Genomic DNA, 26258 nt, shown 5'->3' on the forward strand with positions numbered 1-26258 from the left:
CATGGACAACGTCTCCAACGCCGTCCACTACATCTTCCTGGCCACGGCCGCCTGCTTCGTCATCGGCCTGCACCTGATGAACCACCCGCGCACGGCCCGCCGCGGCAACACCATCTCCGCCGGTGCGATGGCCGTCGCGATCGCCGCCACGGTGTGGCTGGTGGCGCACGAGGGCACGATCACGCGGACCGGCTGGCTCGTGCTTGCCTCGGGCGGCCTGATCGGCGCCGCGCTCGGCCTGTACGCCGCACGCGAGGTCAAGATGACCGCCATGCCCCAACTGGTCAGCCTCTTCAACGCGGTTGGCGGCGGAGCTGCCGCCCTGATTGCGGTCAACGACCTGCTCCAGGCGGACCATCCGGCCGTCCTCGGCGCACGGGTCTCCCTCCCGGGCGCCCTGGACATCGTCATCGGCGCGGTCACCTTCTCCGGATCGCTGATCGCGGCAGGCAAGCTGCAGGGCGTCGTCTCGGGCGCGCCGGTGGTGTTCCCGGGAGCGCGGGTGCTCAACGTGGTGCTGCCGGCCTCCTTTGTCGCGGGCACGATCTGGCTCGTGCTCGCCCCGGACTCGCTCGTCGCCCTGTACGGGCTCGTCGCCGTCGCCCTGCTCTTCGGCGTGACGATGGTGCTGCCCATCGGCGGCGCGGACATGCCGGTCGTCATCGCCCTGCTGAACGCCTTCACCGGATCCGCGGTCGCGATGGCCGGCTTCGTCCTCGACGAGACCGCACTGATCATCGCGGGCATGCTGGTCAGCTCCTCGGGCGGCATCCTCACCAAGCTGATGGCCGACGCCATGAACCGGTCGATCGCCAACATCGTGGTCGGCGGCTTCGGCACCGGTGACAGCGCTCCGGCCGCCGTCGGCGGGGCCCCGGCCCAGGTGCGGTCGGTCTCCGCGGACGACGTGGCGATCCAGCTGGCGTACGCGAGCAAGGTCATCTTCGTCCCGGGCTACGGCCTCGCCGCCGCCCAGGCCCAGCACGAACTCGGCGACCTCGCCAAGCTGCTCAGCGACCACGGCGTCGACGTCAGCTACGCCGTCCACCCGGTCGCCGGCCGCATGCCCGGGCATATGAACGTGCTGCTGGCGGAGGCCAACGTCCCCTACACCCAGCTGAAGGAGATGGACGACGTCAACCCCGAGTTCCCGCAGGCGGACGTCGCCCTCGTCATCGGCGCCAACGACGTCACCAACCCGATCGCCCGCCGCCCCGGCAACGCGATCTCGGGCATGCCGATCCTCGATGTCGACAGGGCCAAGAGCGTCGTCGTGATCAAGCGCTCGATGGGCCACGGCTACGCCGGCATCGACAACGAGCTCTACACCGACCCGAAGACCGGCATGTTCTTCACCGACGCGAAGAAGGGACTGGCCGAACTCAAGGCGGCAGTGGGCGAGTTCGTCGGCTGACCCGCGGCCGGATGCGCCGGGGCCGTCCTGCGGGGCGGCCCCGGTGTCATGCCCTGAGCGCGGGGATCAGGTCGGCGATCCCCTCCATCTGCTCGCGCAGCGCGCGCAGGCCCATGGCAGCCGGACGGCAGACGACATGCCGGGCGCCCGCGGCCAAGTACCGCGCCAGGCCGTCGCGCACCTCGTCGGCCGAGCCGGTGACCACGGCCTGGATCTTCTCCAGCTCCTCCAGCGGCATCCCGTAGTTGGCCCGCGCGTATTCGTCCAGGGCCCGGCGGCCGCGCTCGGCGTCCTCGTCGACCCGTACCGTGACGAACAGCGCCGCGGTGACGTCCTCGGCGACGCGGCCCGCATCCGCCGCAGCCTTGCGTACGTCCAGGAGCCCGGCGGCGTAGTCGGCGGGATCGGGCGGGTAGGGCAGCCAGCCGTCGTAGAGCCGGCCGGTGCGGGCCAGCGCCGAGGGGGTCGCGCCGCCCAGCCAGACGGGCGGCCCGCCGGGGCGGTACGGCCTGGTCGCGGGCGGGATGTCGGCGTAGCGGAGGATCTCGCCGTCGAAGGATCCGGCGCCGTTCCACAGGGCCCGCCACAGGGCGACCGTCTCGTCCAGCCGGTGGAAGCGGCGTTCCCACGGCACCTCGGACAGCGCGTAGAAGGGCCGCCCGAACCGGCCGGGGAAGCCCGCGCCCACGGTCACCGTCAGCCGGCCGCCGGACAGCAGGTCGAGCGAGGCCAGGGACTGCGCGGCCTGGATCGGGCGGCGCAGGAACGGCAGCAGCGCGGCGGTGCCCAGGGTCACCGTGTCGGTGGCCGGGGCGAGCGCGGCCAGCATCGTCAGGGCCTCGATGCGCGGGCTGATCAGGGAGTCGTTGACGAAGAGCGAGGAGAACCCGGAGCGTTCCGCCCGACGCCCGAAGTCGATCAGCTCGCGGGGGTCGTCGGCCGCGTCCCACTGGGCGCTTCCGGTCGGAAGAAGAATGCCGATGTCCATGCCGTTGTCCATGCCGGTGATCCTCGCCACGGGTGCGAGCGGCGACAATTCCCCGCAGGGAATGGCCGCAACGCCCCCGCGGGCGTTACAACAGGCCCGTGGACTTCCCCAGCGCGCTGCGCGAACGCCGTACCCGCCGCCGACTCAGCCAGCTCGAGCTGGCCCTGCGGGCGGGCACCACCCAACGGCACCTCAGCTTCATCGAATCCGGCAGATCCGCACCGGGCCGCGCCATGGTCGTGCGCCTGGCCGAGTCGCTCGAACTGCCGCTGCGCGAGCGCAACGAACTGCTGCTGGCCGCCGGCTACGCGCCCGTCTACCCCGAGAGCTCCCTCGACGACCCGGCGCTGGCCCCCGTACGCACCGCGATCGACCACATCCTGCGCGGCCACCTGCCGTATCCGGCGCTGGTCGTGGACCGGGGCGGTGACCTGATCGCCGCGAACACCGCCTTCGGCCTCATCACCGAAGGCGCCGCCCCCGAACTGGTCGGCCCGGGCAAGAACGTCTACCGTCTCGCGCTGCACCCCGACGGCCTGGCTCCCCGCATCCGCAACCTCGCCGAATGGGCCCGGCACATCCTGGCCCGCCTCGGCCATCTGCCCGAGCTGCGCACCGAACTCACCCGCTACGTCCCCGACCTGGAACCGTCGGATGCGCAACTCGGCTTCGCGGTCCCGCTCCGCCTCGCGTCCTCATACGGGGAACTGCACCTGATGACGACCGTGACGACCTTCGCCACCGCCGTCGACGTGACCCTTGCCGAGCTGAAGCTGGAGGCCTTCCTGCCGGCCGACCCGGCGACGGCCGAGGCCCTCTCGGCGGCCGCCGGGCAGACGATCCCCGCAGGTCACGTCCCCGGAAACATGTAGTCCGTCTTGATCCGACCCTCGTCGTCGAGGACGAGGATCTCCGAACCTCCGCCGACCCCGTCCCCGGTCTCGGCCGACACCGCCTCCCAGCCGAACCTGACCAGGCCTGCAGGCGAACGGCATCGGGACGGGACCGGAAGGTGATTCCCTGCTTCGCCACGAACCGCTCGTAGCTCTGCGTCACGCGGATCTCGATGGCGTCGTGGCCCTGCGCCTCCAGCGTCGTGTGCCGGAAGCCGAGGCCCGCGGCGATCTCCCGGATCTCCACGGGCGGTTGGAGGACATGGGTGCCGTCCGCGGCCCACAGCCGCTCGGCGGCGGCACGGCGCTCGGCGGCATCCGGCTCCGTCCACTGGGCCAGGTAGCGGTCGGCCAGGTCCTGCGGGTCGATCTCGATCACGTACGTCTCCTCGTCGGAGGGGGTGCACTGGGCACCCGATCCTCCGGCCGAGGGACAGGACCGACAATTCCTCTCAGGGAACGGGGACGTCCGGTTCATTCCTCCGGCACCATCTCGATCGCCCCGGACGGACACTCGGCCGCGCACAGTCCGCAGCCCTTGCAGTAGTCGAGGTCGATGGCGAACCCCTTGCCCGGCCCCAGCTTGGTGATCGCGTTGTCGGGGCAGACGCCGTAGCAGTTGTCGCACTCGAAGCAGTTGCCGCAGGACATGCAGCGCCGGGCCTCGAACAGGGCAGTGGACTCGTCCAGGCCCTGCACGACCTCGTCGAACGTCGAGACGCGGCGGGCGATTTCGAGCCGAGGCCGGACCGAGGCGGGGGCGTCGGAGTAGTACCAGGTGTTGAGCCGTTCGAAGGTGGCCGGCGCGTGCTTCTCACTCGGCTCGTAGGAAGCGCCGCGCAGAAACGCGTCGATGTGCCGGGCCGCCTTCTTGCCGTGTCCCACGGCCACGGTCACCGTGCGCTCGGCGGGCACCATGTCGCCACCGGCGAAGATGCCCTGATGCCCTGTCATCAGACCGTCGGCCACCTGCACCATGCCGTGGTCCACGGCCAGTTCCGGCACGTCGCGCAGCAGGGACAGGTCCGAGTCCTGGCCGAGCGCCAGCACCACGCTGTCCGCCTCCAGCTCCTCGAACTCGCCCGTGGGCTGCGGGAATCCGGTCTCGTCGAGCTCCATCCGCTCGATGGTCAGACGCCCCTCGTCGGCGTGCTTGATGGTGGAGAGCCACTTCATCCGCACGCCCTCCTCCAGCGCCTCCTCGACCTCGATGTCGTGCGCGGGCATACGGTCCCGGGTGCGCCGGTAGACGACCACGGCGTCCGTTGCGCCCAGCCGGCGTGCGGTGCGGGCCGCGTCCATGGCCGTGTTGCCGCCGCCGTAGACGGCGACCCTGCGGCCCAGCAGCGGCGTGCCCTGGCCCTCCATGCTGCCCAGCAGCGACACCGCGTCGAGGATGTGGGCGCTGTCGCCCGCCGGGATGTAGGCACGCTTGCCGATGCCCGCGCCCACGGCCAGGAACACGGCGTCGAAGCCGCCGTCCCGCTGCGCGGCAAGCACATCGTCGACCTTGGTGCCGAGCTCCAGCGTGACGCCCAACGCCACGATCCGGTCGATCTCGGCGTCCAGCACCTCGCGCGGCAGCCGGTACCGCGGGATGCCGTAACGCATCATCCCGCCGGGCTGCTCCTGCGCCTCACGGAGCGTCACCTCGTGGCCGAGCAGCCGCAGATGGTACGCGGCCGACAGTCCGGCAGGGCCGGAGCCGACGACCAGGACGCGCTTGCCGGACGTAACCGAGGGGCCCGGAATCGTCCAGCCCTGCTTGATCGCCTCGTCGCCTAGGAACCGCTCGATGGAGTTGATCCCCACGGCGTTGTCGACCTGGACGCGGTTGCAGGCCGTCTCGCACGGGTGGTAGCAGACCCGGCCCATCACGGCGGGCAGCGGGTTGTCCCGCATCAACTGCCGCCAGGCGGACTCGTAGTCGCCGCTCTCCGTGTGGAACAGCCACTGCTGGATGTTCTCGCCGGCCGGGCACGCCTGGTTGCACGGCGGCATCCGGTCGACGTACTCGGGACGCTCGGTCCGCCAGGCGCCGGTGTGGTTGGCCAGGCTGGAGCCGACGTCCAGGGTGATCGCGAACGGTTTGTCCTTCACGGCGTGGCCTCCTCATGGGCCAGCAGCCCGAAGCGGGCGATGTTGCGGTCGGCGGTCTGCTGCAGCTGGGCGATGACGTCCGTGCGCAGCTCCGGCCGGAAGAGGTGCGCGTACCGCTTCTGCGGGCGCAGGTACTCCTCGACCGGCAGGCGCCGCCGGATCGGCGTGACGTCGGTGACCTCGCCGTCGAGAGCCTCGAACACCGGGAACAGCCCGGTCTGTTCGGCCAGCCGCGCGATGCGCACCGTGTCGTGGGACGCCGTGCCCCAGCCCAGCGGGCAGGGCACGAGCACGTGCAGATAGCGGGCGCCGCGCATGCCCATCGCCCGGTGCACCTTGGCCTCCAGGTCGCGCAGTCCGGCCACGGTCGCGGTGGCGACGTACGGGATCTCGTGCGCCATCGCGATCAGCGGCAGGTTCTTGCCCTGCCCGAAGGGGGCGCCGGGCTCCTCGCCGACCGCCTGGGTGGTGGCCGTGCGCGCGGTCGGGGGAGTGGCCCCGGAGCGCTGCACGCCGGTGTTCATGTAGGCCTCGTTGTCGTAACAGACGTACAGGACATCGTCGCCCCGCTCGAACATGCCCGAGAGGCACCCCAGCCCGATGTCGACCGTGCCGCCGTCACCGCCCTGTCCGACCACGCGGATGTCGGTACGGCCCTTGGCGCGCAGTGCGGCTGCGACGCCCGCCGCGACGGCGGGTGCGTTCCCGAACAGGGAGTGCAGCCAAGGAAGTTGCCAGGACGTCTCGGGGTAGGGCGTGGAGAAGACTTCCAGGCAGCCGGTCGCGTTGACCGCGATCACCTTGCCGCCGGCCGCCCGCTGGGCCGCGTCCAGGATGTAACGCGCGCCGAGCGCCTCGCCGCAGCCCTGGCAGGCCCGGTGACCGCAGGTCAGCGCGTTGGCGCGGGCCGGGTCGGCCTGGTCGGACTGGAGGTCGGGGCCCAGCAGCCGGTTCCCGGCCGCGAAGCTGCCCACCTGGTAGAACTTGACCTGCTCCGCGGCGCTCATCGGTTCCTCCCCACATCGCGCAGGATGTTCTCCGCCGACGGCCCCGACCTCCTGGTCTGCGCCATCCGCGCCAACTCCCGCTCCACCAGCTCGGTGTTGAGGTCGAGGAAGGTCAACTGCCCAAGCCGCCCGGCGATCGCGTCGTCGAACAGCCGGTGCAGCGACTCCTTGGTGATCGCGCGCCCGCCGAGCCCGGCGACCACCGTGTGACCGTCGAGCAGAATCCCGGACAGCGCGGTGCGCACGTTCGCCGAGACGATCCCGCCGATGCCGACCGCCAACGCCCGCTCGATCACGACCACTTGGCGTGCCCTGCCGAGCACGGTCCGCACCGCGTTCAGCGGGAAGGGCCTGAACGACGTGATCGCCAGCGCCCCGATGCGCACTCCGCACTCACGCATCTCGTCGACGACGTCGCACACCGTACCGAACACCGACCCCAGCGCCACGACGATCGTGTCGGCGTCCTCGCAGGCGTACGAGTGGACCAGGCCGCCGCTGGCCCGCCCGAAGACCTGCCGGAACTCGTCGGCCACCCGCGGGATAGCCTCCAGCGCCTGCATCTGCTTGGCGTGCGCCAGATAGCGCACCTCGGTGAAGGCGTCCGGGCCGACCATCGCACCGATCGACACCGGCTCGTCCGGGTCCAGGACCTGGCGGGGCTCGTACGGCGGCAGGAACGCGTCGACCTGCGCCTGCTCCGGCACCTCGATCCGCTCCCAGGCATGCGTGAGGACGAAGCCGTCCATGCACACCATGACCGGCAGCGACAGCTCCTCGGCCAGCCGGAAGGCCTGCGGGTGCAGGTCGGAGGCCTCCTGGTTGTCCCGCGCGTACAGCTGGATCCAGCCCGAGTCGCGCTGCGACATGCTGTCGCTGTGGTCGTTCCAGATGTTGATCGGCGCGCCGATCGCCCGGTTGGCGACCGTCATCACGATGGGCAGGCCGAGCCCGGAGGCGTTGTAGAGCGCCTCCACCATGTACAGCAGGCCCTGGCTCGCGGTCGCCGTGTAGGTGCGGGCGCCCGCGGCCGAAGCCCCGATGCACATCGACATCGCGGCGAACTCCGACTCGACGTTGACGTACTCGCACGGCTTCAGCTCCCCGGACTTCACCAGACGGCTGAGCTCCTCGACGATGTGCGTCTGCGGCGAGATCGGGTAGGCCGCGATCACTTCGGGACGGCAGTACGCGACGGTCTCGGCGACCGCGCGCGAGCCCTCAGTCTGCTTGAGCATGGGCGTGTTCCTCCCGCTGGGCGCACTGGGCACGGACGTGGTCGTACGCCTCCCGGGCCGCGGCCGCGTTGGCCGTCCCCAGCTCGCCGGGGAAGCGTTCTTGGACGGCAGCCGTGAGCGAGTCGATCGCCACACAGCCGGTGAGCGCGGCGAGGCCGCCCAGCAGGACGGCGTTCGGCACCGGACGGCCGAAGTGACGTAGGGCGAGCGCGGTGGCCGGGACCGTGAGTACGGGGCCGGCGAGCTCCTCGAGGCCCAGGTCGGCGACCGGACGCGGCGAGTTGATCAGCACGTAGCCTTCCCCGCTCTCGGCTCCGCTCGAGCGGGGGGACCCCCTTGGCCGCAGCCCTTCGAAGACGTTCACCTGGTGCAGCAGCGTGGGGTCCTGGACCACCAGCGCATCGGGCCGGGTGACGGGCTCGCGCACCCGGATCGGCCGGTCGTCGATCCGGCAGAACGCCATGACCGGAGCCCCGGTCCGCTCCGAGCCGAAGCTCGGGAACGCCTGCGCGTACCGGTCCTCCATGAACGCCGCCACCGACAACAACTCGGCGGCCGTGACGGCTCCCTGGCCGCCACGGCCGTGGATGCGAACCTGGAACACGGCACCCTCCTTCCTCTATGGGCCTCTGTGCCTTCGTAGTGCCGGGCCTGGCCGGCAGCGCAGGGGCCGAACGTCCCCGGTGGAGGGAGAGGGACCCCGGTCCGTCCGGTGCCGGACGGACCGGGACGCGGGAGTCACTCGTGCGGGACGATCGCGACCGGGCAGCGGACGTGGTGCATCACCGCGTGCGCGACCGGACCGGTGTGCGTGCCGAGCCTGGCCGGCCGGACCCTGCGGCCCACGACCAGCAGACCGGCGTCCTGCGAGGCGTCCAGCAACTGCTGGGCCGGACGTCCGTTCTCCACCAGCTCGAGGACCTTCACCGTCGGGAACTTCTCTCGCCACGGCCGAAGTGTCGCGTCCAGCGCCCGCTCGGCGGCCTGCCGCGCCACAGCACTCATCCTGGCCACCGCCGCGGACTGGGCGTACGGCACGTGCCACGCGTGGACCACCCGCAGCGGTGCGGAGCGCAGCGCGGCACTCTCGAAGGCGAACGCGAGCAGTTCCTCGCACGGGTGCGCGGTGTCCACACCGACCACGACATCGCGGTACGGGGTGTGGGCCGACGGCCGGCCCTCCTCGTCCGGCACATGCTCGTCCTCGGCGCTCCGGTCGGCCCGTACGAGAATGACGGGCCGGGTCACACGAGCCACCGTCGCGAGCGCCACCGAACCTGCCATGAAGCCGCCGAGCCCACTGAACGCCCGGCTGCCCAGGACCAGCAACTCGCCCTCGGTACCCGCCGCGACGAGGGCGTCGGCCGCGGGCCGGGCGATCTGTTCCGCGCTGAGATAGACCTGCGGGTAACGTTCGTTGATCTGGTCCATGGCTCCGCGCAGGATCCGCCGCGCCCAGTAGCGCGGCGCCTCGAGTTCGGGCAGCGGTGACGCGTCGGGCGACAGACCCTCCCATGCGTGCACCAGGCGCAGCGGCAGGCCGCGCCGCAATGCCTCCCTGGCCGCCCAGTCGGCGGCGGCGAGACTCTCACGTGAACCGTCCAGGCCTACGACAACGGGGCGAAGCACGGCCAACACCTCCCCGGATTGATGTCCGCACGCCTACCGGCGGACCTCTGCACCACCAGCGTCCCGGCGAAGGAGCCTGCCCGGGCAGGGGCTGCGCGGCCTTGACAGCGGGTCGAACGGCCCTTTGTGCGTGCCCGGACCGGGTCCGGCGGACGAGCCCACCAGAACCCGGAATGGGGCCACTCGGCCCATGTCGCCGACGGGTCCGTGGCCGAGTCTGAAGATGTCGCACGAGACGACCATCCAGCGCGACGCGAACACTCTGGAGGATGCCATGCCCGGCACTCCGCACATCGTGAGCGATGTGATGACCCGGACCGTCGTCGCCCTCGCCCGACAGGCGACGTTCAAGGACATTGTGAAGACCATGCAGCGGTGGAAGGTCAGCGCCATGCCCGTGCTGGAGGGCGACGGCCGGGTCGCGGGGGTCGTCTCCGAGGCCGACCTGCTGCCCAAGGAGGAATTCCGCGACGGCGACCCGGACCGCTACACCCAACTCCGCCGTCTGGGCGACCTGGTGAAGGCCGGCGCGGTGACGGCCGAGGAGCTGATGACCGCCCCGGCCCTGACCGTCCCGGCGTACGCGTCCCTCGGGCAGGCCGCCCGGATCATGGCGCTCCACAAGGTGAAACGGCTGCCCGTGGTCGACGACGAAGGCGCGCTGCAGGGCATTGTCAGCCGGTCCGACCTGCTGAAGGTCTTCCTGCGGGACGACAAGGACATCGCCGGGGAGGTCCGGCGCGAGATCGTCGCCCCTCTCTTCCCCGCACCGCTGGAGCCGATCCGGGTGCAGGTCCGCGACGGAGTCGTGAAGCTCACCGGAAGGATCGCCGACACCACCCTCGTGCCCATCACCAAACGCCTGGTGCGGTCCGTCGAAGGCGTCGTGGACGTCGACTGCGCGCTCTCGGGCCCGCACCGCAGGCCTGACCTCGACCCGGATCTGCCGGACGGCGAGAGGACCGCGCCGCCATCGGGAGTCGGTGGCGCGGCATGAGGGCAGCGCTCCAACCGGCGGGTGACGGGCGGACGTTGGGGCGCCAGGGCCGACCGGGCCCGGCAGTGGACCGGTCGGCTCACGCGCGTCCCGCCAGGACGCGGGACGCTGGAAGTGGCGAAGAAGAAGAGGAGGAGGGACACATGACCGGCATGATCGAGCGACTGCCGGGCTGGCCGACCCTGCCCGACCTGTTCGGCTGGGTCGAGACCGGCTTCCCCGGGGCGCACACGGTCCCCGGGCTGCACGGCATCCGCATTGAGGAGCATCTGGCGGACGAGAAATACGTGCTGCGGGCCGAGCTCCCGGGCATCGACCCCGCCAAGGATGTCGAGATCACCGTCACGGAAGGCGTTCTGACCCTGCGGGCCGAGCGCAGTGAGGAGACGACGCAGAAGCACCACACGGAGTTCCGCTACGGCACCTTCGCCCGCTCCGTCCGGCTGCCGGCCGGCGCCAAGGGCGACGAGGCCACTGCCGAATACAAGGACGGCGTTCTGACCGTCACCGTCCCGGTGCCCGAGGCAAAGACGGGCACGAAGACCATCCCGGTGCAGCACGGCTGAACGCGGTCCGCCGCGCAGCCGCACGAAGTGTGCGCGGCCGGTACGCCGGCCGCGCACACGACTGCCCGGACCCGGGCACGGTGCGGGGCCGGCCGGGCCGTGTCGAGGCCCTTCGGCCCAGTGACCGCAACACTCCGCTCCGCCGAGTCTGGAGGTCGCAGCGGCGCGGGACGCCGCCGACGGGGCCCGGACATGAGAGGCGGGAAGGACTCCACCCGCTTCTCGCGGATCCTGATTGCGCGGTGCACGGCCGCCAGCCGCTTCCCCGCGCCTTTCCGGGTCCTTCCCGTCACTCCCAGGACACCACATGGACATCGAGCGGGCCAGGGCCGAACGGGCCTGACCGCACCGCAACCCCCGATGAGGAGACTGCCATGGCCGTGAACGAACTGCGCCCGGTGCAACCCGCGCAGGCGCACGTCAGGCCCGCACTTCTCAGCTTCCTGGGAGGCGTGGGAACGGTCACCGGCAGCAAGTTCCTCGTCGAGAGCGACCACGCCCGCATCCTCGTGGACTGCGGGCTCTTCCAGGGCCTGGCCGATCTGCGCCGCCTCAACTGGCGCGGCCTGCCCTGCGACGCCGCGGACATCGGGGCCGTGGTGGTCACCCACGCCCACCTGGATCACTGCGGGTACCTGCCCAGGCTGGTGCGCCACGGCTTCCGGGGGCCGATCGTGACGACCGAGTTCAGCGCCCGCCTGATCGAGATCGTCCTCCGGGACAGCGCCAAGCTGCAGATGGAGGCAGCCCAGCACGCCAACGACCACGGCTGGTCCAAGCACCGGCCGGCGCAGCCGCTGTACGACGACTCGGACGTCGACCGCACGCTGAAGCTCCTCGCCCCCGCGCCGACCGGCACGGAAATCGACATCGCCGCCGGAACCACCGTCACCCTGCACCCTGCCGGGCACATCCTCGGGTCGGCCTGGGCCCGGCTCACCCTGGAGGACGGGCACACCCTCGCCGTCAGCGGCGACCTCGGCCGGCCCGGCCATCCGCTGCTGCTGCCGCCGGAACCGTTCTCCGGGGCGGACGTGCTGCTCATGGAGTCGACGTACGGCAACCGACGCCACGAGGAAGAGGCGGGCCGGGCACACTTCGCGGACGTGTTGAACCGCACCCTCGCCCGTGGCGGCACCGTCGTGATCCCCGCCTTCGCTCTCGACCGCACCGAGGTCGTCCTGCACGAACTCGCCGAACTCCGCAGCCAGGGCCGCCTTCCGGCCGCGGTCCCGGTGTACGTCGACAGCCCCATGGCCCTCGCGGCCCTCGACGTCTACCGCGACGCCGTCCTGGCCAAGGCCCCCGAGCTGCGCCCCGAGGTCACGGCCGCGGGGGTGGCGGCGCTGAGCCCCGAACCGTTCCTCGCGGCCCGCTCCATCCAGGAGTCCGTCGACATCGGGCACTCCGGCGGACCGGCCGTCATCGTGTCCGCGTCCGGCATGGCCACCGGCGGCCGCGTCCTGCACCACCTGCGACGCCTGCTGCCCGACCCGCGCAACGCCGTCGTCGTCGTGGGCTTCGCGGCCCAGGGCACCCGCGCCCGCGACCTCGTCGACGGAGCCGAGGCCCTGAAGATGTTCGGCGAGTACGTTCCCGTGCGCGCGCACGTCGCGGACGTGCCGCACTTCTCCGCCCACGCCGACGCCGCGCAGATCGTCGAGTGGCTGCGCGGAGCGCCCGCCCCGCACACCACCTACCTCGTGCACGGCGAGCCCGACGCGGCCGACGCACTGCGCGACCGCATCGACCGAACCCTGGGCTGGACCGCCGTCGTACCTCGTTCGGGAGAACGCGTACTGATCCGGTGACCGACGTTCCGGAGGCGGCCGTTGCCGAGCTCGGTCACGGGGCGAGTGAGAAGTAGTTCTCCTCTTCCTGCGTGAAGTGCAGGCGCAGCACGCTGTGCAGCCCGTACAGACAGGCGCGCAGGTCGTCGAGCTGCTCTGCGGCGAGGTTCCCGTCGGCGCTGAGCGCGAGGTGGGTGGCGATTCGCCGCGAGAGTCGTTCGATCTCGGCGTGGGCGCGGCTCATGGTGGCGGTGGACTCGGGACCGCCGAGGGTGGGGGCGAGCGCCGGGTAGAGCTGGTGTTCCTCGGCGTATTCGTGGGGCAGGAGCCGTTCGGTCAGCAGCCGGTGCGCCTCGGCCACCGCTGCGAGGGCCTGCGGGCCGGTGTCCGCCGAGAGGCGGTCGGCGGCGTCGCGGACGGCTTCGAGGACGTCTTGCAGGTCGTCGTGTTCGGCGGCGAAGCGGTGGATGAGGGCTTCGGTGGCGGGGGCGAGGGCGGGCCGCACCGTGCGGTCGACGCGCAGGGCGCGCAGTGCGTTGAGGATGACGGCGGCGTCGATGCCCTCCTGGAGCAGGGCTCCGACGGCGGGCGGGAGCAGGCCGATGGCGGCTGCGGCCATGGCGGTGAGGGACATGAGCATGCCGCCGAGGGCGCTCTGCACGGCGATGTGCCGGGCGCGTACGGCGATGGCGACGGCGTCGGCCAGGCGGTCCACGCGGTCGGTGGTCAGGACGATGTCGGCGGCCTCGGAGGAGGCGGTGGAGCCGCGTGCCCCCATGGCGACGCCGACGTCCGCGGCCGCGAGCGCCGGGGCGTCGTTCACGCCGTCGCCCACCATGACCGTGACGGCGCGCTCGCGCTCGGCGCGGACCGCGGCGACCTTGCCCGCGGGGCTGAGCTCCGCGCGTACGCCGTCGAGGCCGAGAACGGCGGCGACCTCACGGGCGGGCTCGGGGCGGTCGCCGGTGAGCATCAGCAGCCGTTCGATGCCCGCCGCCCGCAGATGGCGCACGGTTCGAGGGGCGTCCGGGCGCACCGGGTCACTCAGCAGGACCGCGCCGACCGGTCGCCCGTCGACGGCGAGCCAGGCGACGGCCGCGTCGTCGAGGAGCGCGCGATTGCCTACGGCCTGAACCCAGGGCGGCTGCGCGTCCGGGGTGTCGAAGCGGCCGACAGAGATCCGGTGCCCGCCCACAGTGCCCAGGGCGCCCCGGCCGGGCTCCTCGGTGACGTCCGACGGAACCGACAGCGCCAGCCCGCGTTTGCGGGCCGTGTCGACGATGGCCTGGGCCAGCACGTGCGGGGAGTACTGGTCGAGCGACGCAGCCAGCCGCAGGACCTCCGTAGCGCTCCAGCCGGGTGCGGCGGCCACATCTATGACGCGGGGGCGGCCGCCGGTGAGGGTGCCGGTCTTGTCGAGCAGCAGGGTGCGGGCCCGGCCGAGGTTCTCCAGGGCGCCGCCGTCGCGGATCACCACGCCCAGCCGGGAGGCCCGCGACAATCCGGAGACGATCGCCACCGGCGCGGCCAGCAGCAGGGGGCACGGTGTGGCGACCACCAGGACCGCGACCGCCCGCACGGCGGAACCGCTGATCAGCCAGGCCAGCCCCGCCACCACGAGGGACAGGGGCAGGAACCAGGCCGCGTAACGGTCGGCCAGACGCACCACCGGTGCGGATTCCGCGCCTGCCTGCCCGGCCAGACGGACGATCCCGGCATAGGTGCTGTCCTGCTCGGTGGCCGTGGCCCGCAGGTCGAAGGCACCGCCCGCGTTGACCACGCCGCTGCGCACGGCTTCCCCCCGCGGCCGCTGGACCTGGCGGGCCTCACCCGTGAGCACCGATTCGTCGAGGACGGCCGCGGTGCTCTCCACCAGACCGTCGACGGGGACCACTTCGCCCGGACCCACCACCAGCAGTTCGCCGACGACGACCTCGGCCAGCGGCACCGTGCGCACCCCGGATTCGGTGCGGCGGCGCGCGGAACGCGGTGCGTGCTCCAGCAGCGCGCGCAGGTCGTGCGAGGCACGCCGCTGGGCCGCGGCTTCGAGGGTGCGGCCAGTGGCAAGCATCAGCGCGATCAGGGCCCCGGCCAGGTACTCGCCGACGGCCAGGGTGCCGCCGAGGGCCAGGACGGCGATCAGATCCACCCCGGCGTGACCGCGGCGCAGCGCAGCCAGCACCCACGCCACGGCGGGTACGACGGCGGACACCGTACCCAGGCCCCAGAGCAGGTCGGCGAGGCCACCGGCCCCGGCGAGCCAGGCGACCCCACCGGCGGTCAGGGCCGCTGCAGTGACACCCAGCAGTACCGGTTCGAGCCGCATGGACGCGGCTGCCGCGGTGAGGCGGCGCAGCGGTGCTGTGCGAGTCGCAAGGCCCATGGAACACCTCGGTCCGTCCGGTGCGGTCCCCGTCCATCACACCGCCTCGCGGGGCATGGGCGGCAGGGGACGAACGGCCCGCAATCAGGGCCGAACAGACGGCCCGGACGCGGTTGCAGGGGTCATCGCGGTGTGCGCTCCGTGCGCAGGGCCAGGACGGGACAGGCGGCGACGGCACGGCGGGCGTGGGTCTGCAGGCGGGCGGGGACGGTCGTCCGCTCGATGATGGGGTAGCCCCATTCGTCGAGGTCGACGAGTTCTGGGAGGAGTTCGGCGCACAGGCCCTGGCCGGTGCAGGCGGTGCGGTCGATGCGGAGGGTTCTGGTGCGGGTCATCGCCATGTCTCCGGGGCGGTTGCGGGCGGTACGGGAAGCCGGGGCGGACGGTGGGCGGCAGCGCAGATGCCGTAGGTGAGGTGGTGGTCGATGTCGTCGGCGAAGGTGCGCAGGGCGGAGGCGGCGAGGCGGGCAGCGCCGTCGGGGTGGCGGCAGGCGCCCCGGTCCGGCAGCAGGCCGGTGCGGTGGCGCAGCCGGGACAGCAGGAGCGGGTCGGCCCGTCCGGCGGCCAGGCCGGCGAAGTCCTCGGCGACCGCGGGCAGCCCGAAGAGGCAGGGGCCGCACTGCCGGGCGCTGTGTGCGGCCAGGTAGGCGAGGATCCGGGCCGTCTCAGTAAGCCCGCAGGCGGAGTGGGGAAGCGCGACGATCACCCCCGCGCCCGGCGCGGCGCCGAGCGGGGCCAGGTCGTGCCGGGTGAGGGGAGTGCCGAGGTGTTCCGCCGGAAGCCACACGCCTCCGAAGCCGCCCAGCAGGATCGCCTGCAACGGCTCGGCGGGTCCCCCGGCGCGGTCGAGGACCGCATCGAGCGGTGTGCCGAGCGCAACCTCCAGCACACCGGGCGCGGCGACCGCGCCCGAGACGGTGACGAGCGTGGTGCCGGGCTCGTCCGGTGTCCCGGCCTGCCGGAACCAGCCGGGCCCGTAGCGGGCGACGAGGGCGAGATGGGCGAGGGTCTCCGCGTTGTGGACGAGCGTGGGGCGCCGTCCGACACCGCGTTCGTGGCTGCGCGGCGGGGTGCCCTGCGGGCGGGCCTCGCCCCCGTTGAGCCAGCGCACCAGGGAGGTCGACTCGCTGGAGACGTACGCGTGCGGAAGGCCGTGCAGCTGCAGGGAGACGGCATCCAGGCCGGCTCGCCTGCGCTCGTCCAGGGCGGCGCTCAGCTGCCAGTACTGCGCCGGGCGGGCGCGCGGCACGCAGATGTGCACGGTGTCGGCGCCGACCGCCTCCGCGGCCAGGACGGCACCGTCCAGGACGAGGTGGGGCGCCACGGCGAGCAGGAACTGGTCCTTGCGGCTGGCCGGCTCGCTCTCCATGGCGTTGACGACGATCACGGCGCGGCCCCGCCCCGCGGCCACCGCGCGCAGCTTCTGGGCGGTCGGGAACCCGGCGCCGCCGCGGCCGGTGAGCCCGGCCGCCTCCAACGCCCGTATCAGCGGCGCGGAGTGGCCGTTGCCGCGCGTCGCGGTGACGGGCGGCGCTCCGTACCGGTGCAGGTGGTCGGTCAGGTCGGCGGGCCGGCCGGTGGCATACCAGCCGGCGAGGAGGCGGGTGTCGACGGCCACACCGGTGGCCGTCGGAGCCGAGGTGTTCACCGGCCGCCCCCCAGGTGGAGCGCCGTGGTGGCGGCGGCACGGTGGGCCCAGCCGGGCTGCAGCGGCCCGGCGGCCAGGAATGCGGTCAGCGCCACCGGTACGGCGCCCGTGGTCAGGGCGGCCACGAGGCGTGCCGCGGCCCGGCCCGGACCGGCCTTCGCCAGCCGCCACCACACGGTGCCCACCACCGAGGCCAGGCACCCGGAGTAGAGCCACAGTTGGAAGGAGAGCCGGGTGTCGGTGCCCGTTCCGACGCCGTGGAAGAGGGCGAACGGCCAGGCCGCGTACGCCAGCCAGTGCACGGCCTTCCAGCGGCGCACCCCGATCCGCAGCCGCAGCGCGCTGGTGACCAGCACCGCCAGCAGCAGATCGAATGCGACGGTGCCGAGCCCGAGCCACAGCGGCCGGTACGAGGCGGTGAACGGCAGTACCGTCACCGCCCAGCCCAGGTGGACGAAGGGGTCGAGCACCGCGGTGACGACGTGCAGGACGAGGAACACCAGGGTGAGCAGGGACAGGTAGCGGTGCAGCAGGCCGATCTCGAAGCGGCCGATGCTGCGGGGTGCGGCGCGTCCGCCGGAGGCGATGCCGAGCACCACGGTGGCGGTGAGCAGCAGCAGCGCCAGGGTGCCGCCGGCGCGGCTGGCATACCAGAGTGGGCTGCCCGCCAGGGCCAGGGTCGTCATCGCGGACCTCCGTCGGAAGCGGTGGCGGGGGTGTCGGGCGGCCAGCCGCCGACGCGTACGACCTGGCCGTCCTCGGCCACCAGACGGGCGGGCAGCCCGGTACCGCGCAGCCAGTCGACGGCCGCGTGGCCCCGTACGATCGCCGCCGTGCTCGCGGCGTTGGCGTCCACGCAGGTGGCGGCCGCGACGGTGACGGTGCGCCAGACGGGGGCGGCAGGTTCGCCGGTGGCCGGGTCGACGATGTGGTGCACGGTGCGTCCGGCGCGTCGCCAGGTCCGCACCCGGATGCCGGAGGTCGCCAGCGCGCCGGTGGTCACGGTGACCGCGGGGCAGTGGTCCGGCGCGGGCCCGGCGTGGTCGTCGGCGAACGCGATCCGCCAGCCGCCGTCCGGCGGCGGCCCGGCCACCGCCAGGTCGCCACCCAGATTGACCATGACACCGCAGCCGGCGGTGGCGGCGGCCCGGCGTGCGGCCCGGTCGGCGGTGAGGGCCTTGGCGGTAGCGCCCAGGTCCAGGAAGGTGCCCGGAGGCAGGTGCAGCGTCCGGGTGCGCGGGTTCCACCCGATCCGGCGCCAGCCGGGAGCGGGCCGGAACACCGGCAGGGGGCGGGCGTCCTCGGGCCGTACGGACGCGAACGTACGGTCGTAGCCGAGCGCGATCACCGCGCGGCCGACGGTCGGGTCGACGGCGCCGTCGGTGAGTTCGGCCGCCCGGAGCGCGGCCTCGAGCGCCTCGGCGAAGCGCGGGCCGACAGTCACCGGGGTGCCCGCGGCCAGGTTCACGCGGGTGAGCTCGGAATCCGCCCGGAAGCGGCTGCACGTCGCGTCGACGGCGGCCAGTTCGGTGCGCAGGACCGCTTCCGCTGCGGGCAGGGCGGCTGGGTCGGTCACGAGCAGAACAGCCGTGGTGCCGAGAGCCGGGAAGGCCGCCTCCGCGGGCGGTGTCATGGTCGGGGGCGAGGTCGTCATGACGCCCCCGTCGTGGTCTGGGGCTGTTGCCGGGTGGGGGCGGGCGGCTGGGCCGGGGCCTGCAGCGACGGCTGCGCGGTGCGGGAGCCCCCCTCGCCGTCGTCGCCCTCGTGCTCGCCGGAGTCGTCCCCGCCCGTCGCGCGGGCGGCCGAGGAGGAGGGTGCCGCCGGGTTGTGCGCAACCGGACCGGCCGGGGCGGGCGACGCCGAACTGCCGGGCAGCACATGGGTGTACACGGTGCCCAGGGCGGCGGCGCCGGCGACGGACGCGACGGCGATCCACCGGGTGAGGCCGCGGATGCGCGACACCCCGCGATCGCGTGCGCGCGCCGCGCCACCGGGCGGGGCGGCGGAGTGGCCGAAGTCGTGCGGCGAAGAGGGCTCGGGCGGGTAGGACATGGCAGCGGCTCCTGGAGGATCGGCGGCCTGGATTCGGCTGCGTGCATTTCCAGGCTGTGCAGCCGGGTCCCGGGAACCTGCTCACCTCTTCTTCAGATCCGGTAAAGATCTCGGTGCCGGAGAAGCACCTGTCCACAGCGGCAGTTCCAGCACGACGGTCAGCCCGCCGCCCGGAGTGTCCTCCAGCCGTACGGTGCCGCCGTTGACGGTGGCGAGCCGGTGGACGATGGCCAGCCCCAGGCCGGTGCCCCTGGCCTCCGGGTTGCCGAACCGGTGGAACGCCACTGCCTTGGCATCGGCGTCCATGCCGGGACCGTCGTCCCTCACCCGCACTCTGGCGTAGCGGCCCGCCGCCCGATGGCCGACCGTCACACTCCCGCCGTCGGGAACGGCGTCCAGAGCGTTCGCGATCAGGTTGTCGAGGACCTGCTCCAGGTGCCCGCTGCCCAGCGAGGCGGTCAGGGCGGGGCCCGGGGGCGCAGTCAGCAGCACATTGCGCTCCTCGGCCACGGGCGACCACGCGTCCGCGCGCTCCGCCACCACCTCGTCGACCCGGACGGCGACCGGGCGCGGGATCGCCTGTTCGGCGCGGGCCACCGCCAGCAGACCGTCGACCAGTCGGGACAGCCGGGCGATCTCCCCCTGAGCGGCGGCGAGCTCCGCCGCGGTGTCGCCCTCGGCCCCGGCCGCCAGGACGTCGAGCCGCAGCCGCAAGGCGGCCAGCGGAGTACGCAGCTGGTGCGACACATCGGCGATCACGGCCCGGTGGCCGTGGACCAGAGCCTCCGTACGGCCCGCCATCGTGTTGAACGTGGCGGCCAGCCGGCGCACCTCCGGCGGCCCTCCGTCGACGACCGCCCGTTCTCCGAGATCCCCCTCGCCCAGCCGCTGGGCGGCGGAATCCAGACTCGACAGGGGGCGGCTCACCCAGCGGGCGAGGCGTACGGACAACAGCACGGACGCGGCGAGCCCCAGCAGGCCGATCCCGGCGGACCAGCCCCAGATCGCGGCGATCCGGGCATCGCGGGGCGCGGCGGAACGAGCCAGCACGACGGCTCCCGCGGGCCGCCGGACGTCACCGGCAGGTTCGGCGGCGAGCAGACGGCCCTCATTCTCCGGCGGCTCCGGCTCATGCCCGGCCAGCACCCGATTCACCAGCTCGCGCGCCTCCTCACCCCGGGCGGCGGCGCACTCCGTGCTCGCCACCAGCCGCGCGGACGCGTCGTACACGGCGGCGCAGTCCCCCGCCTCGGCGGCGACGTCCAGTTCCTTCCGCATCGGGGTGGCCGAGCGGTGGTCGGAGAGGTGCTCCTCGGCCGCCGAGGCGATCACGCGGGTGGCCGACCGCTGATCGTCGCGGAAGGACACGCGTTCCCGGGCCGTCATCAGCCCCCCGAGCGGTACCACCGCCAGCACCAGCAGCACGGTGGTCAGGACGAGGAACGTCAGGGCGATCCGGCGGGTCACGGCGGTTCCTGGAGTCCCTCGACCGTTCCGAGCCGGAACCCGTGCCCATACACCGTCTCGATCAGCCCCGGCGCATCGAGCTTCCGGCGGAGGGCCGCGACGTGCACGTCCAGCACCTTCGTGGGGCCGTACCAGTGGGCGTCCCAGGCCCGTTCCAGGATCTCCTGTCGGCTCACCACCCGCCCCGGATCGGCGGCCAGGCACTCCAGGATGCAGAACTCCTTCGGCGTCAGCGCGACCGGGCGGCCGTCCACCGAGACCTGGCGGGTGCGCAGATCGACGGCCAGCGGCCCATGACGCAGGATCTCGGGCCCGGCCGGACGCCGGCGTCGCAGCACGGCGCGGATCCGGGCCAGCAGCTCGGCCAGCCCGAACGGCTTGACCAGATAGTCGTCGGCACCCTCGTCCAGGGCGACCACGCGGTCCGCCTCCTCACCCCGTGCCGTCACGGCGATGATTGCGGCGTCCGACCGGGCGCGCAGCCGCCGGCACACCTCGACCCCGTCGATGTCGGGCAGCCCCAGATCGAGGAGGACGACGTCGTTGGACGCGGCCGCCAGGGCCGCCCGGCCGGTGTGGACCCCCTCGACCGTGTATCCGGCCTGCCGCAGACCGCGCACCAGGGATTCCGCGATGCCCCGATCGTCCTCCACGACCAGCACCCGCGTCTCCTCGGACGATCCTCGGTCCCGTCCACTCATGCTTGCGATCCACCTCCTGGACGGTCAGGTCCGCCGTGTCCGCACAGGACTCAGTCTGCGCTGCTCACGGAGCCTGACAGCAGGGCCGTTAGACCCACCCCTCAGTCGTGCGGAACCACCGCGACGGGACCCGGCACGTGATGCAGCACCGCGTGCGCGACGGGCCCGAGTTTCCAGGTGAGGCGGGACGGATGCCGGCGGCGTCCCACGACCGTGAGCTGACTGTGGGTGGCGGCGGACAGCAGCACCTGCGCGGCCGGGCCTGCGGTGACCTGCTCGACGACGGGGACGTCGGGGAACTTCTCGCGCCACGGCGCCAGCGCTGCCGTGAGCCGCGCGCGTTCCTCCGCCTCGTGGCGGCCGGCGTCCTGGCCGACGGGCACCGCATGCGGACGCAACAGCGGAAGAGCCCGTACGGCGTGCACCCGGGTTCCGTGCAACTCGGCGGTGGTGAAGGCGAATTCGAGCAGAGGGTCGGCGGTCGCCGCCGGCTCTTGCACGCCGACCACGATCTCATTGCGCCCCGCGGCCACCGGATGCCCCCACCCGGCTTCGACGGTGGGATCGCCGGCCCGGACCGTGACGGTCGGGCACTGGGACAGGCCCAGGACGTGCAGGCTGATGGAGCCGAGCAGGAAGCTCGCCGCCGAGCCGTGTCCGCGGGAGCCGAGCACGAGCAGCGCCGCGTGCTCGCTCTGGTCCACAAGGGCCTGTGCGGCGGAGGCCCGTACCAGTTGGGTCGTGACAGCCAGACCGTCGTAGCGGTGGAGCAGTTCGGCTTCGGCTCGCTGCAGCACTTCACGCCCGTACTGCTGTTTGCCGCGAGCTTCCTGGACGATGGGCACGTTGAGTGGCTGGGTGGTCCACGAGTGGAGCAGGACAACGGGCAAATGCCTGTCCAGGGCTTCCCGAGCGGCCCACCATGCGGCCGTCGTACCTGCGGGGGAACCGTCGATTCCGACGATGACAGGTCCGGTCATGGCGCACCTCCACTGTCGGCGCGACGGGAATGCGTCGGAAAGGGGCGCCGCGCCGCGCGCATACAACCCGCTTCCGTCTCTTCCAGCGTCGTGGACAGACCGCCCGCCCGGGAGGGCCGGACGGTGCGTGGATGGGGCCTGTCCGGCCCTGTGGGGCAGCAGCCGGGCGGGAGAAGGCTGCCGCTTCCAGCTGGCCACCAACATCGGGGCCATCCTGGCCCTGCTGGGCGCCTCCCCGGCCGGACTGCCAGCCCCGCTGACCGCTGCCCAACTGCTGTGGATCAACATCATCATGGACGGGCCGCCCGCGATGGCCCTGGCCGTCGACCCGGCCCGCGACGACGTCATGCGCCACCCGCCGCGAGACCCGGGGGAGCGGATCCTGGACGCCCGTCGGCTGTACGCCATCAGCCGGGCCGGCGCGGTCATGGCCCTCGGCACCGTGGTCCTGCTCGCCCTGGCCCGCTCGGCCTTCGGCACGGACACCGCGCTGACCATGGCGTTCACCGCGTTCGTCCTGTTCCAGCTGTTCAACTCTCTGTGCGCCCGTGCCGACGACGGCTCCCTGCTCGGCCGCCACCAGCTCCGCAACCGGACCCTGTGGCTGTGCCTGGCCGGCGTTCTCGCCGTACAGGTCGCCGCCGTCCAACTGCCCTGGGCACGCACGGTCTTCGGCACCGTCCCGCTGGACGCGACCCAGTGGGCCTTGTGCCTGGGCACCGCGTCCACCGTCCTCCTGGCCGAACTGGCCGTACGCGGCGCTCAGACGGCGCTGCACGGATCCGACGGAGCGCGCCAGTGACTGCCCAGTCGGCAGACCGTCACGCTTCGGCAGGACCTGCCAACTGGACGATGTCGTCGGAGGCGACGTCGTGGAGTCGGATGGCGAGGTCCTCCAGCGCCCGGCTGGCGGCGAGCTCGTCACCGATCTCCGGAATGGAGCGGTCGATCGGGTTGCGACGGGCCACACCCCGGCCGGTGACGGTCGACGTGTCAAGGGTGGTCAGGACGGCCCGTGCGTGGGTGTCGTCGCCGTCCTCGGTGATGTAGATCTGCACGGTCCACTGCTTGGCTTCCATCATGATCACTCCCGAGCGGAAGGTGTGGGGCACGAGGTACCGGACTGACCGGCCGCTGCGCCCACTTTCAGCCTGCGCGCATCTCCGGCGCCGGGCCAGGGCCGAAGGGCCCGCCAGGGAGGCGGCATGGTCTGTGTCGGCGCTCGGTTCGGCGAGGTGTCCTCGGGGGCCGGTTCCTCAGGAGCGCCGGCCTTCGTCCTGATCGGCCCCGTGTTCCCGGTCAGCCGCAGGCCCGAGGCGTCCGAGAAGCGGTGCACGGCGTCCTGGCTGGCCTTCGCGGCCGCGTGGACACGGGCGACTTCGCCGGTGTCCACAACCACGTCGACCACGAGAACCAGCGCGGCCGTCTCCAGCCCCCGATCTGCGGACGCCATCGGGGTGCACCCTTCCCGGCTGAACCGACCGGCCCCCGTGCCACGCCAGTGCGGCTACCCCTCCGCCCGGATACCGGAGATGCGTCGCGTCTCGAGGTTGGATTGGACCATGAGATGGGTGTGGTGGGACTGGTTCGCGGCGTCCTCCCAGGTGAGAGTGACCCGGCTCCAACAGTGCCCCGTGCCGCTGTCGTTGTAGTCGACCTGCCAGGCGGTCGGAATGCCCGCGGCGCGCAGCACCCCGTCCCGGTGGTGGATCGCTTCCCAGCGGGCCAGGCTGCGGCGCAGCTCCGGCGTGAGGTAGTGGCGGCGCAGTGCGTCGACGAGCTGCCCACGGCCCTGGTCGGTCAGCGCGTCGGTGTAGGCACCGTAGAAGTCCGCGACGTGGTCGACGGTGGACAGCGGGTTGCCCTCACGCGTGGCCGTGCCGGCCGCGAGGGTGGCCGCGGCCGGCGTGTGCGGCCGGGGAGGCGGCACCGTGGCGCCCGGAGTGATGTGGCGGAGGGTGGGGGACGTGGCCATGGCGCTCTCCTGTTCCTCGAACAACGCGGGTCTTCCTCACTTCCAGTGGACCTCAGGCAGAGGTCGGCCGGGGGAGAGGGCCAAATGGTGTGCTTCCAGGGCCTGTTCGGCCTTGCAACTCAAGGCCCCCCGAGGGGTGGAGGGGGAAACGACGACGTGGCCGCACGGTTGGGCCGCGGTCATGCCGACCGGCGTGGTGGCGTGCCGGTCGCCGGACGGGCGAGGCGGGCGGTGAACCGGTCCCGGGCCGGATCGGCGACCTTTGCCGGGGCGCGGGGCTCACGGACCCCGTTCTCGCCGACGGCGCCGACCCCCTCAGGCTGCCGGGCCGCGCTCAGCTTGCGGACCACGAGCACATCCGGCGGCACGTCCGGTTCGCGGGCCACTTCGAAGGCCACCGGCACGCCACCACGCCGCAGCAGGGAGTCTTCCCTGAAAACGATCGTGCCGGTGATCCCAGGATCAACCAGCCTTGCGGCCGCCCCACTGCGGGCCGACCAGATCCCACTCCCTGCCCCACTGGGCGAAGCGCCGTTGGTCGAGTCGCCACCGTACGGCGGCCCCGGCGCCGAACGTGGCACCGGAGAAGGCGAGGGCGGCAGCGGCACCGAAGAGAACAGCCTCGGCGGCCGACGCGGCCGGACCCGTCGGCTCGGTGGTGAGGGCTCCGCCGTCGTCCTGCCAGACAGCGAGCCGGGATCCGGCCTGCAGGCCGGTGCTCACCCGGGTGTATCCGCTACGGGTGGTGCCGTCGGGGGCCGTCCAGCGGACCTTCGCCAGGGTCCGGTGCGCCGTTTCCCTGACCGCGGGCACATCCTGCGGGACGACGCTGAGCAGGACGGCCTGCACGGAATGCCGCGCGGCACGCTGCTGGGCGAACTCCTCGGCGGCCGCGTGTGCCGTCACCAGCCCGGCGATGGTGCCTCCCACCGCGATGACCGCCCATATCGCCAGGACGATCCAGGCTTCGACGATGTCGTCGCTCCGTCGCAGAGGATTGCTCCGCCACCGCCACAGTCGCTTCCTCGTCCCGCTGCTGCGCATCGGTCCGCCCTCCTGGGCGCTCGTTGTGCCCGGCACCCTCCGAAGGTGACCCGGTGGAGCGAGGCGGGACAGGGGCCGACCGGGTGGGATCCGGGGCCGGTCGGCCTGTGCTCGGCCGCTCTCCGCCCACCCGTGAAGGCGGCGGCCGGTCACCTGACGGGGCCAACCGGCCCATGCGGATCCCACGGACCCGGGACAAGCTGGACGTGCGGGGCAATCCCGGCGGCGCGTCGGATGCTCGGCTTCTGCTTGCCGACGGCGGTTCGCCGGGTCCGAGATCCCGCAGGCGATCAGGAGGGTGAGGCGCGACATGAAAGGCTACGTGTTCCACGGCCCCGGGCAGGCCGCCTGGGAAGAGGTTCCCGACCCCGAAATCCAGGAAGCCACCGACGCGATCGTGCGGGTCGCCGCCGTCACCATCTGCGGGACGGACCTGCACATACTCAAGGGCGACGTACCCGAGGTGCGGCCCGGCACGGTACTGGGGCACGAGGCTGTCGGCGAGATCGTCGAGGTCGGCAGCGACGTGCGCACCGTAAGGCCCGGAGACCGGGTCCTGGTCTCCTGCATCAGCGCGTGCGGACGGTGCCGTTACTGCCGTGAGGCCATGTACGGCCAGTGCCGTGGCGGCGGGGGCTGGATCCTCGGCCACCTCGTCGACGGCACCCAGGCCGAGTACGTGCGCGTCCCCTACGCCGACCTCTCCGTGCACCCGCTGCCCGGCGCGGTGGACAGCGAGGACGCCGTGCTGCTGGCCGACATCTTCCCGACGGCCTACGAAGTGGGCGTGCTCAACGGGCACGTGCGTCCCGGAGACACCGTCGCCGTCGTCGGTGCCGGGCCCATCGGCCTGGCCGCGATCGCCACGGCGCGGCTGTTCTCGCCCGATCGCATCGTCGCCGTGGACCTGGCGGCCGCCCGTCTGGAGGCAGCCAGGAAGCTCGGCGCCGAGGCCGTGGCCGACGCCCACGAGGCTCCCGAGCAACTGATCGCCGACCTCACCGAAGGGCTCGGCGCCGACGTCGTCATCGAGGCGGTCGGCGTGCCGGAGAGCTTCGAACTGTGCACCCGCATGGTGCGGCCCGGCGGGCACGTGGCCAACATCGGTGTCCACGGCAAGCCCGCGACCCTGCACCTGGAAGACCTGTGGATCAAGAACGTGACCATCACGACCGGGCTGGTCGACACCCACTCCACGCCCACCCTGCTGCGGATGGCGGCGGCCGGGCGCCTGCCGACCTCGCAACTGGTCACCCACACCTTCCCGCTCGACCACATGGAGGAGGCGTACGAGGTCTTCGCCCACGCCGCCGAGACCAGCGCGCTCAAGATCGTCCTCGGCGGACCACAGCGTGAGGTCGTCGCCGTGCACGCGGGATGACGGGA

The 26258-nt window shown here is 72.8% G+C and carries 27 protein-coding genes; 7 read left to right on the forward strand and 20 right to left on the reverse strand.

From position 1 onward, the window contains the following. Position 1: 1 nt before the first annotated feature. Positions 2–1414, forward strand: a complete 1413-nt coding sequence (locus ACFY10_RS31905; RefSeq protein ID WP_390668686.1) for an NAD(P)(+) transhydrogenase (Re/Si-specific) subunit beta — start codon at positions 2–4, stop codon at positions 1412–1414. Positions 1415–1460: 46 nt separating this feature from the next. Here the strand turns inward: ACFY10_RS31905 and ACFY10_RS31910 are convergent, their stop codons facing one another. Continuing rightward, the gene (locus ACFY10_RS31910) at positions 1461–2432 is read right to left on the reverse strand and encodes an LLM class flavin-dependent oxidoreductase (protein WP_390668687.1); all 972 of its coding nucleotides are present in this window, start codon (positions 2430–2432) and stop codon (positions 1461–1463) included. A gap of 68 nt (positions 2433–2500) precedes the next feature. On the opposite strand from ACFY10_RS31910, the gene ACFY10_RS31915 reads away from it, so the two are divergent. Beyond that, a complete protein-coding gene (locus ACFY10_RS31915; protein WP_390668688.1) occupies positions 2501–3274 on the forward strand; it encodes a helix-turn-helix domain-containing protein in 774 nt (257 codons plus the stop codon). A 495-nt stretch (positions 3275–3769) separates the two neighbouring features. Here the strand turns inward: ACFY10_RS31915 and ACFY10_RS31920 are convergent, their stop codons facing one another. From ACFY10_RS31920 to ACFY10_RS31940, 5 genes are all read right to left on the reverse strand, one after another. Next, complete coding sequence (locus ACFY10_RS31920) at positions 3770–5395, reverse strand: NAD(P)-binding protein (RefSeq protein WP_390668689.1); 1626 nt, start codon at positions 5393–5395, stop codon at positions 3770–3772. After that, on the reverse strand, positions 5392–6402 hold the full coding sequence (locus ACFY10_RS31925; protein ID WP_390668690.1) for a thiamine pyrophosphate-dependent enzyme: 1011 nt from the start codon (positions 6400–6402) through the stop codon (positions 5392–5394). Before ACFY10_RS31925 ends, ACFY10_RS31920 begins: the two co-directional genes overlap by 4 nt. After that, complete coding sequence (gene porA, locus ACFY10_RS31930) at positions 6399–7640, reverse strand: pyruvate ferredoxin oxidoreductase (protein ID WP_390668691.1); 1242 nt, start codon at positions 7638–7640, stop codon at positions 6399–6401. The genes ACFY10_RS31925 and porA overlap by 4 nt, the downstream gene beginning before the upstream one ends. Then, positions 7624–8244, reverse strand: coding sequence for a 2-oxoacid:acceptor oxidoreductase family protein (locus tag ACFY10_RS31935; protein ID WP_390668692.1), 621 nt, complete (start codon positions 8242–8244; stop codon positions 7624–7626). Before ACFY10_RS31935 ends, porA begins: the two co-directional genes overlap by 17 nt. A gap of 134 nt (positions 8245–8378) precedes the next feature. After that, entirely contained in the window at positions 8379–9269 is an 891-nt protein-coding gene (locus ACFY10_RS31940) for a universal stress protein (protein ID WP_390668693.1), read from the reverse strand. Positions 9270–9543: 274 nt separating this feature from the next. Between ACFY10_RS31940 and ACFY10_RS31945 the strand changes: the two genes are divergently transcribed. From ACFY10_RS31945 to ACFY10_RS31955, 3 genes are all read left to right on the forward strand, one after another. Beyond that, complete coding sequence (locus ACFY10_RS31945) at positions 9544–10266, forward strand: CBS domain-containing protein (RefSeq protein ID WP_390668993.1); 723 nt, start codon at positions 9544–9546, stop codon at positions 10264–10266. A 143-nt stretch (positions 10267–10409) separates the two neighbouring features. Then, entirely contained in the window at positions 10410–10832 is a 423-nt protein-coding gene (locus ACFY10_RS31950) for an Hsp20/alpha crystallin family protein (protein ID WP_390668694.1), read from the forward strand. A 374-nt stretch (positions 10833–11206) separates the two neighbouring features. Next, positions 11207–12643 carry an MBL fold metallo-hydrolase RNA specificity domain-containing protein gene (locus ACFY10_RS31955; RefSeq protein ID WP_390668695.1) on the forward strand — a complete coding sequence of 479 codons (1437 nt, stop codon included), beginning with the start codon at positions 11207–11209 and terminating at the stop codon, positions 12641–12643. Positions 12644–12677: 34 nt separating this feature from the next. Here the strand turns inward: ACFY10_RS31955 and ACFY10_RS31960 are convergent, their stop codons facing one another. The 9 genes from ACFY10_RS31960 to ACFY10_RS32000 form a co-directional block, all read right to left on the reverse strand. After that, complete coding sequence (locus ACFY10_RS31960) at positions 12678–15005, reverse strand: heavy metal translocating P-type ATPase (RefSeq protein ID WP_390668696.1); 2328 nt, start codon at positions 15003–15005, stop codon at positions 12678–12680. Between the two features lie 122 nt (positions 15006–15127). Beyond that, positions 15128–15340, reverse strand: coding sequence for a ferredoxin (locus ACFY10_RS31965; RefSeq protein WP_390668697.1), 213 nt, complete (start codon positions 15338–15340; stop codon positions 15128–15130). Continuing rightward, positions 15337–16653: an NADH-ubiquinone oxidoreductase-F iron-sulfur binding region domain-containing protein gene (locus ACFY10_RS31970; RefSeq protein WP_390668698.1), complete on the reverse strand. Its 1317-nt coding sequence runs from the start codon at positions 16651–16653 to the stop codon at positions 15337–15339. Before ACFY10_RS31970 ends, ACFY10_RS31965 begins: the two co-directional genes overlap by 4 nt. After that, on the reverse strand, positions 16650–17339 hold the full coding sequence (locus tag ACFY10_RS31975) for a ferric reductase-like transmembrane domain-containing protein (protein WP_390668699.1): 690 nt from the start codon (positions 17337–17339) through the stop codon (positions 16650–16652). Before ACFY10_RS31975 ends, ACFY10_RS31970 begins: the two co-directional genes overlap by 4 nt. After that, positions 17336–18307 (reverse strand): FAD:protein FMN transferase, encoded by a 972-nt coding sequence (locus tag ACFY10_RS31980; RefSeq protein ID WP_390668700.1) that lies wholly within the window; start codon positions 18305–18307, stop codon positions 17336–17338. Before ACFY10_RS31980 ends, ACFY10_RS31975 begins: the two co-directional genes overlap by 4 nt. Next, the gene (locus ACFY10_RS31985) at positions 18304–18705 is read right to left on the reverse strand and encodes a hypothetical protein (protein ID WP_390668701.1); all 402 of its coding nucleotides are present in this window, start codon (positions 18703–18705) and stop codon (positions 18304–18306) included. The genes ACFY10_RS31980 and ACFY10_RS31985 overlap by 4 nt, the downstream gene beginning before the upstream one ends. A gap of 81 nt (positions 18706–18786) precedes the next feature. Then, complete coding sequence (locus tag ACFY10_RS31990; RefSeq protein ID WP_390668702.1) at positions 18787–20172, reverse strand: sensor histidine kinase; 1386 nt, start codon at positions 20170–20172, stop codon at positions 18787–18789. Then, positions 20169–20873: a response regulator transcription factor gene (locus ACFY10_RS31995; RefSeq protein ID WP_390668703.1), complete on the reverse strand. Its 705-nt coding sequence runs from the start codon at positions 20871–20873 to the stop codon at positions 20169–20171. The genes ACFY10_RS31990 and ACFY10_RS31995 overlap by 4 nt, the downstream gene beginning before the upstream one ends. Before the next feature lie 101 nt (positions 20874–20974). After that, a complete protein-coding gene (locus ACFY10_RS32000) occupies positions 20975–21853 on the reverse strand; it encodes a universal stress protein (RefSeq protein ID WP_390668704.1) in 879 nt (292 codons plus the stop codon). 127 nt (positions 21854–21980) lie between these two features. On the opposite strand from ACFY10_RS32000, the gene ACFY10_RS32005 reads away from it, so the two are divergent. Then, complete coding sequence (locus ACFY10_RS32005; RefSeq protein WP_390668705.1) at positions 21981–22655, forward strand: cation transporting ATPase C-terminal domain-containing protein; 675 nt, start codon at positions 21981–21983, stop codon at positions 22653–22655. Positions 22656–22674: 19 nt separating this feature from the next. Here ACFY10_RS32005 and ACFY10_RS32010 read toward each other — a convergent pair whose 3' ends face one another. The 5 genes from ACFY10_RS32010 to ACFY10_RS32030 all read right to left on the reverse strand — a co-directional run bounded on the left by ACFY10_RS32010 (position 22675) and on the right by ACFY10_RS32030 (position 24872). Beyond that, complete coding sequence (locus tag ACFY10_RS32010; RefSeq protein ID WP_390668706.1) at positions 22675–22935, reverse strand: DUF1876 domain-containing protein; 261 nt, start codon at positions 22933–22935, stop codon at positions 22675–22677. A 2-nt stretch (positions 22936–22937) separates the two neighbouring features. Beyond that, a complete protein-coding gene (locus ACFY10_RS32015) occupies positions 22938–23306 on the reverse strand; it encodes a hypothetical protein (protein WP_390668707.1) in 369 nt (122 codons plus the stop codon). Positions 23307–23360: 54 nt separating this feature from the next. Beyond that, positions 23361–23828 (reverse strand): hypothetical protein, encoded by a 468-nt coding sequence (locus ACFY10_RS32020; protein WP_390668708.1) that lies wholly within the window; start codon positions 23826–23828, stop codon positions 23361–23363. A gap of 179 nt (positions 23829–24007) precedes the next feature. After that, positions 24008–24226: a hypothetical protein gene (locus tag ACFY10_RS32025; protein ID WP_390668709.1), complete on the reverse strand. Its 219-nt coding sequence runs from the start codon at positions 24224–24226 to the stop codon at positions 24008–24010. A gap of 64 nt (positions 24227–24290) precedes the next feature. Next, positions 24291–24872, reverse strand: coding sequence for a hypothetical protein (locus ACFY10_RS32030; protein ID WP_390668710.1), 582 nt, complete (start codon positions 24870–24872; stop codon positions 24291–24293). 310 nt (positions 24873–25182) lie between these two features. On the opposite strand from ACFY10_RS32030, the gene ACFY10_RS32035 reads away from it, so the two are divergent. Then, on the forward strand, positions 25183–26253 hold the full coding sequence (locus ACFY10_RS32035; RefSeq protein ID WP_390668711.1) for a zinc-dependent alcohol dehydrogenase family protein: 1071 nt from the start codon (positions 25183–25185) through the stop codon (positions 26251–26253). The last annotated feature ends 5 nt before the right edge of the window (positions 26254–26258 follow it).

The organism is Streptomyces sp. NPDC001401, from assembly GCF_042895385.1.
Taxonomy (GTDB): Bacteria; Actinomycetota; Actinomycetes; order Streptomycetales; family Streptomycetaceae; genus Streptomyces.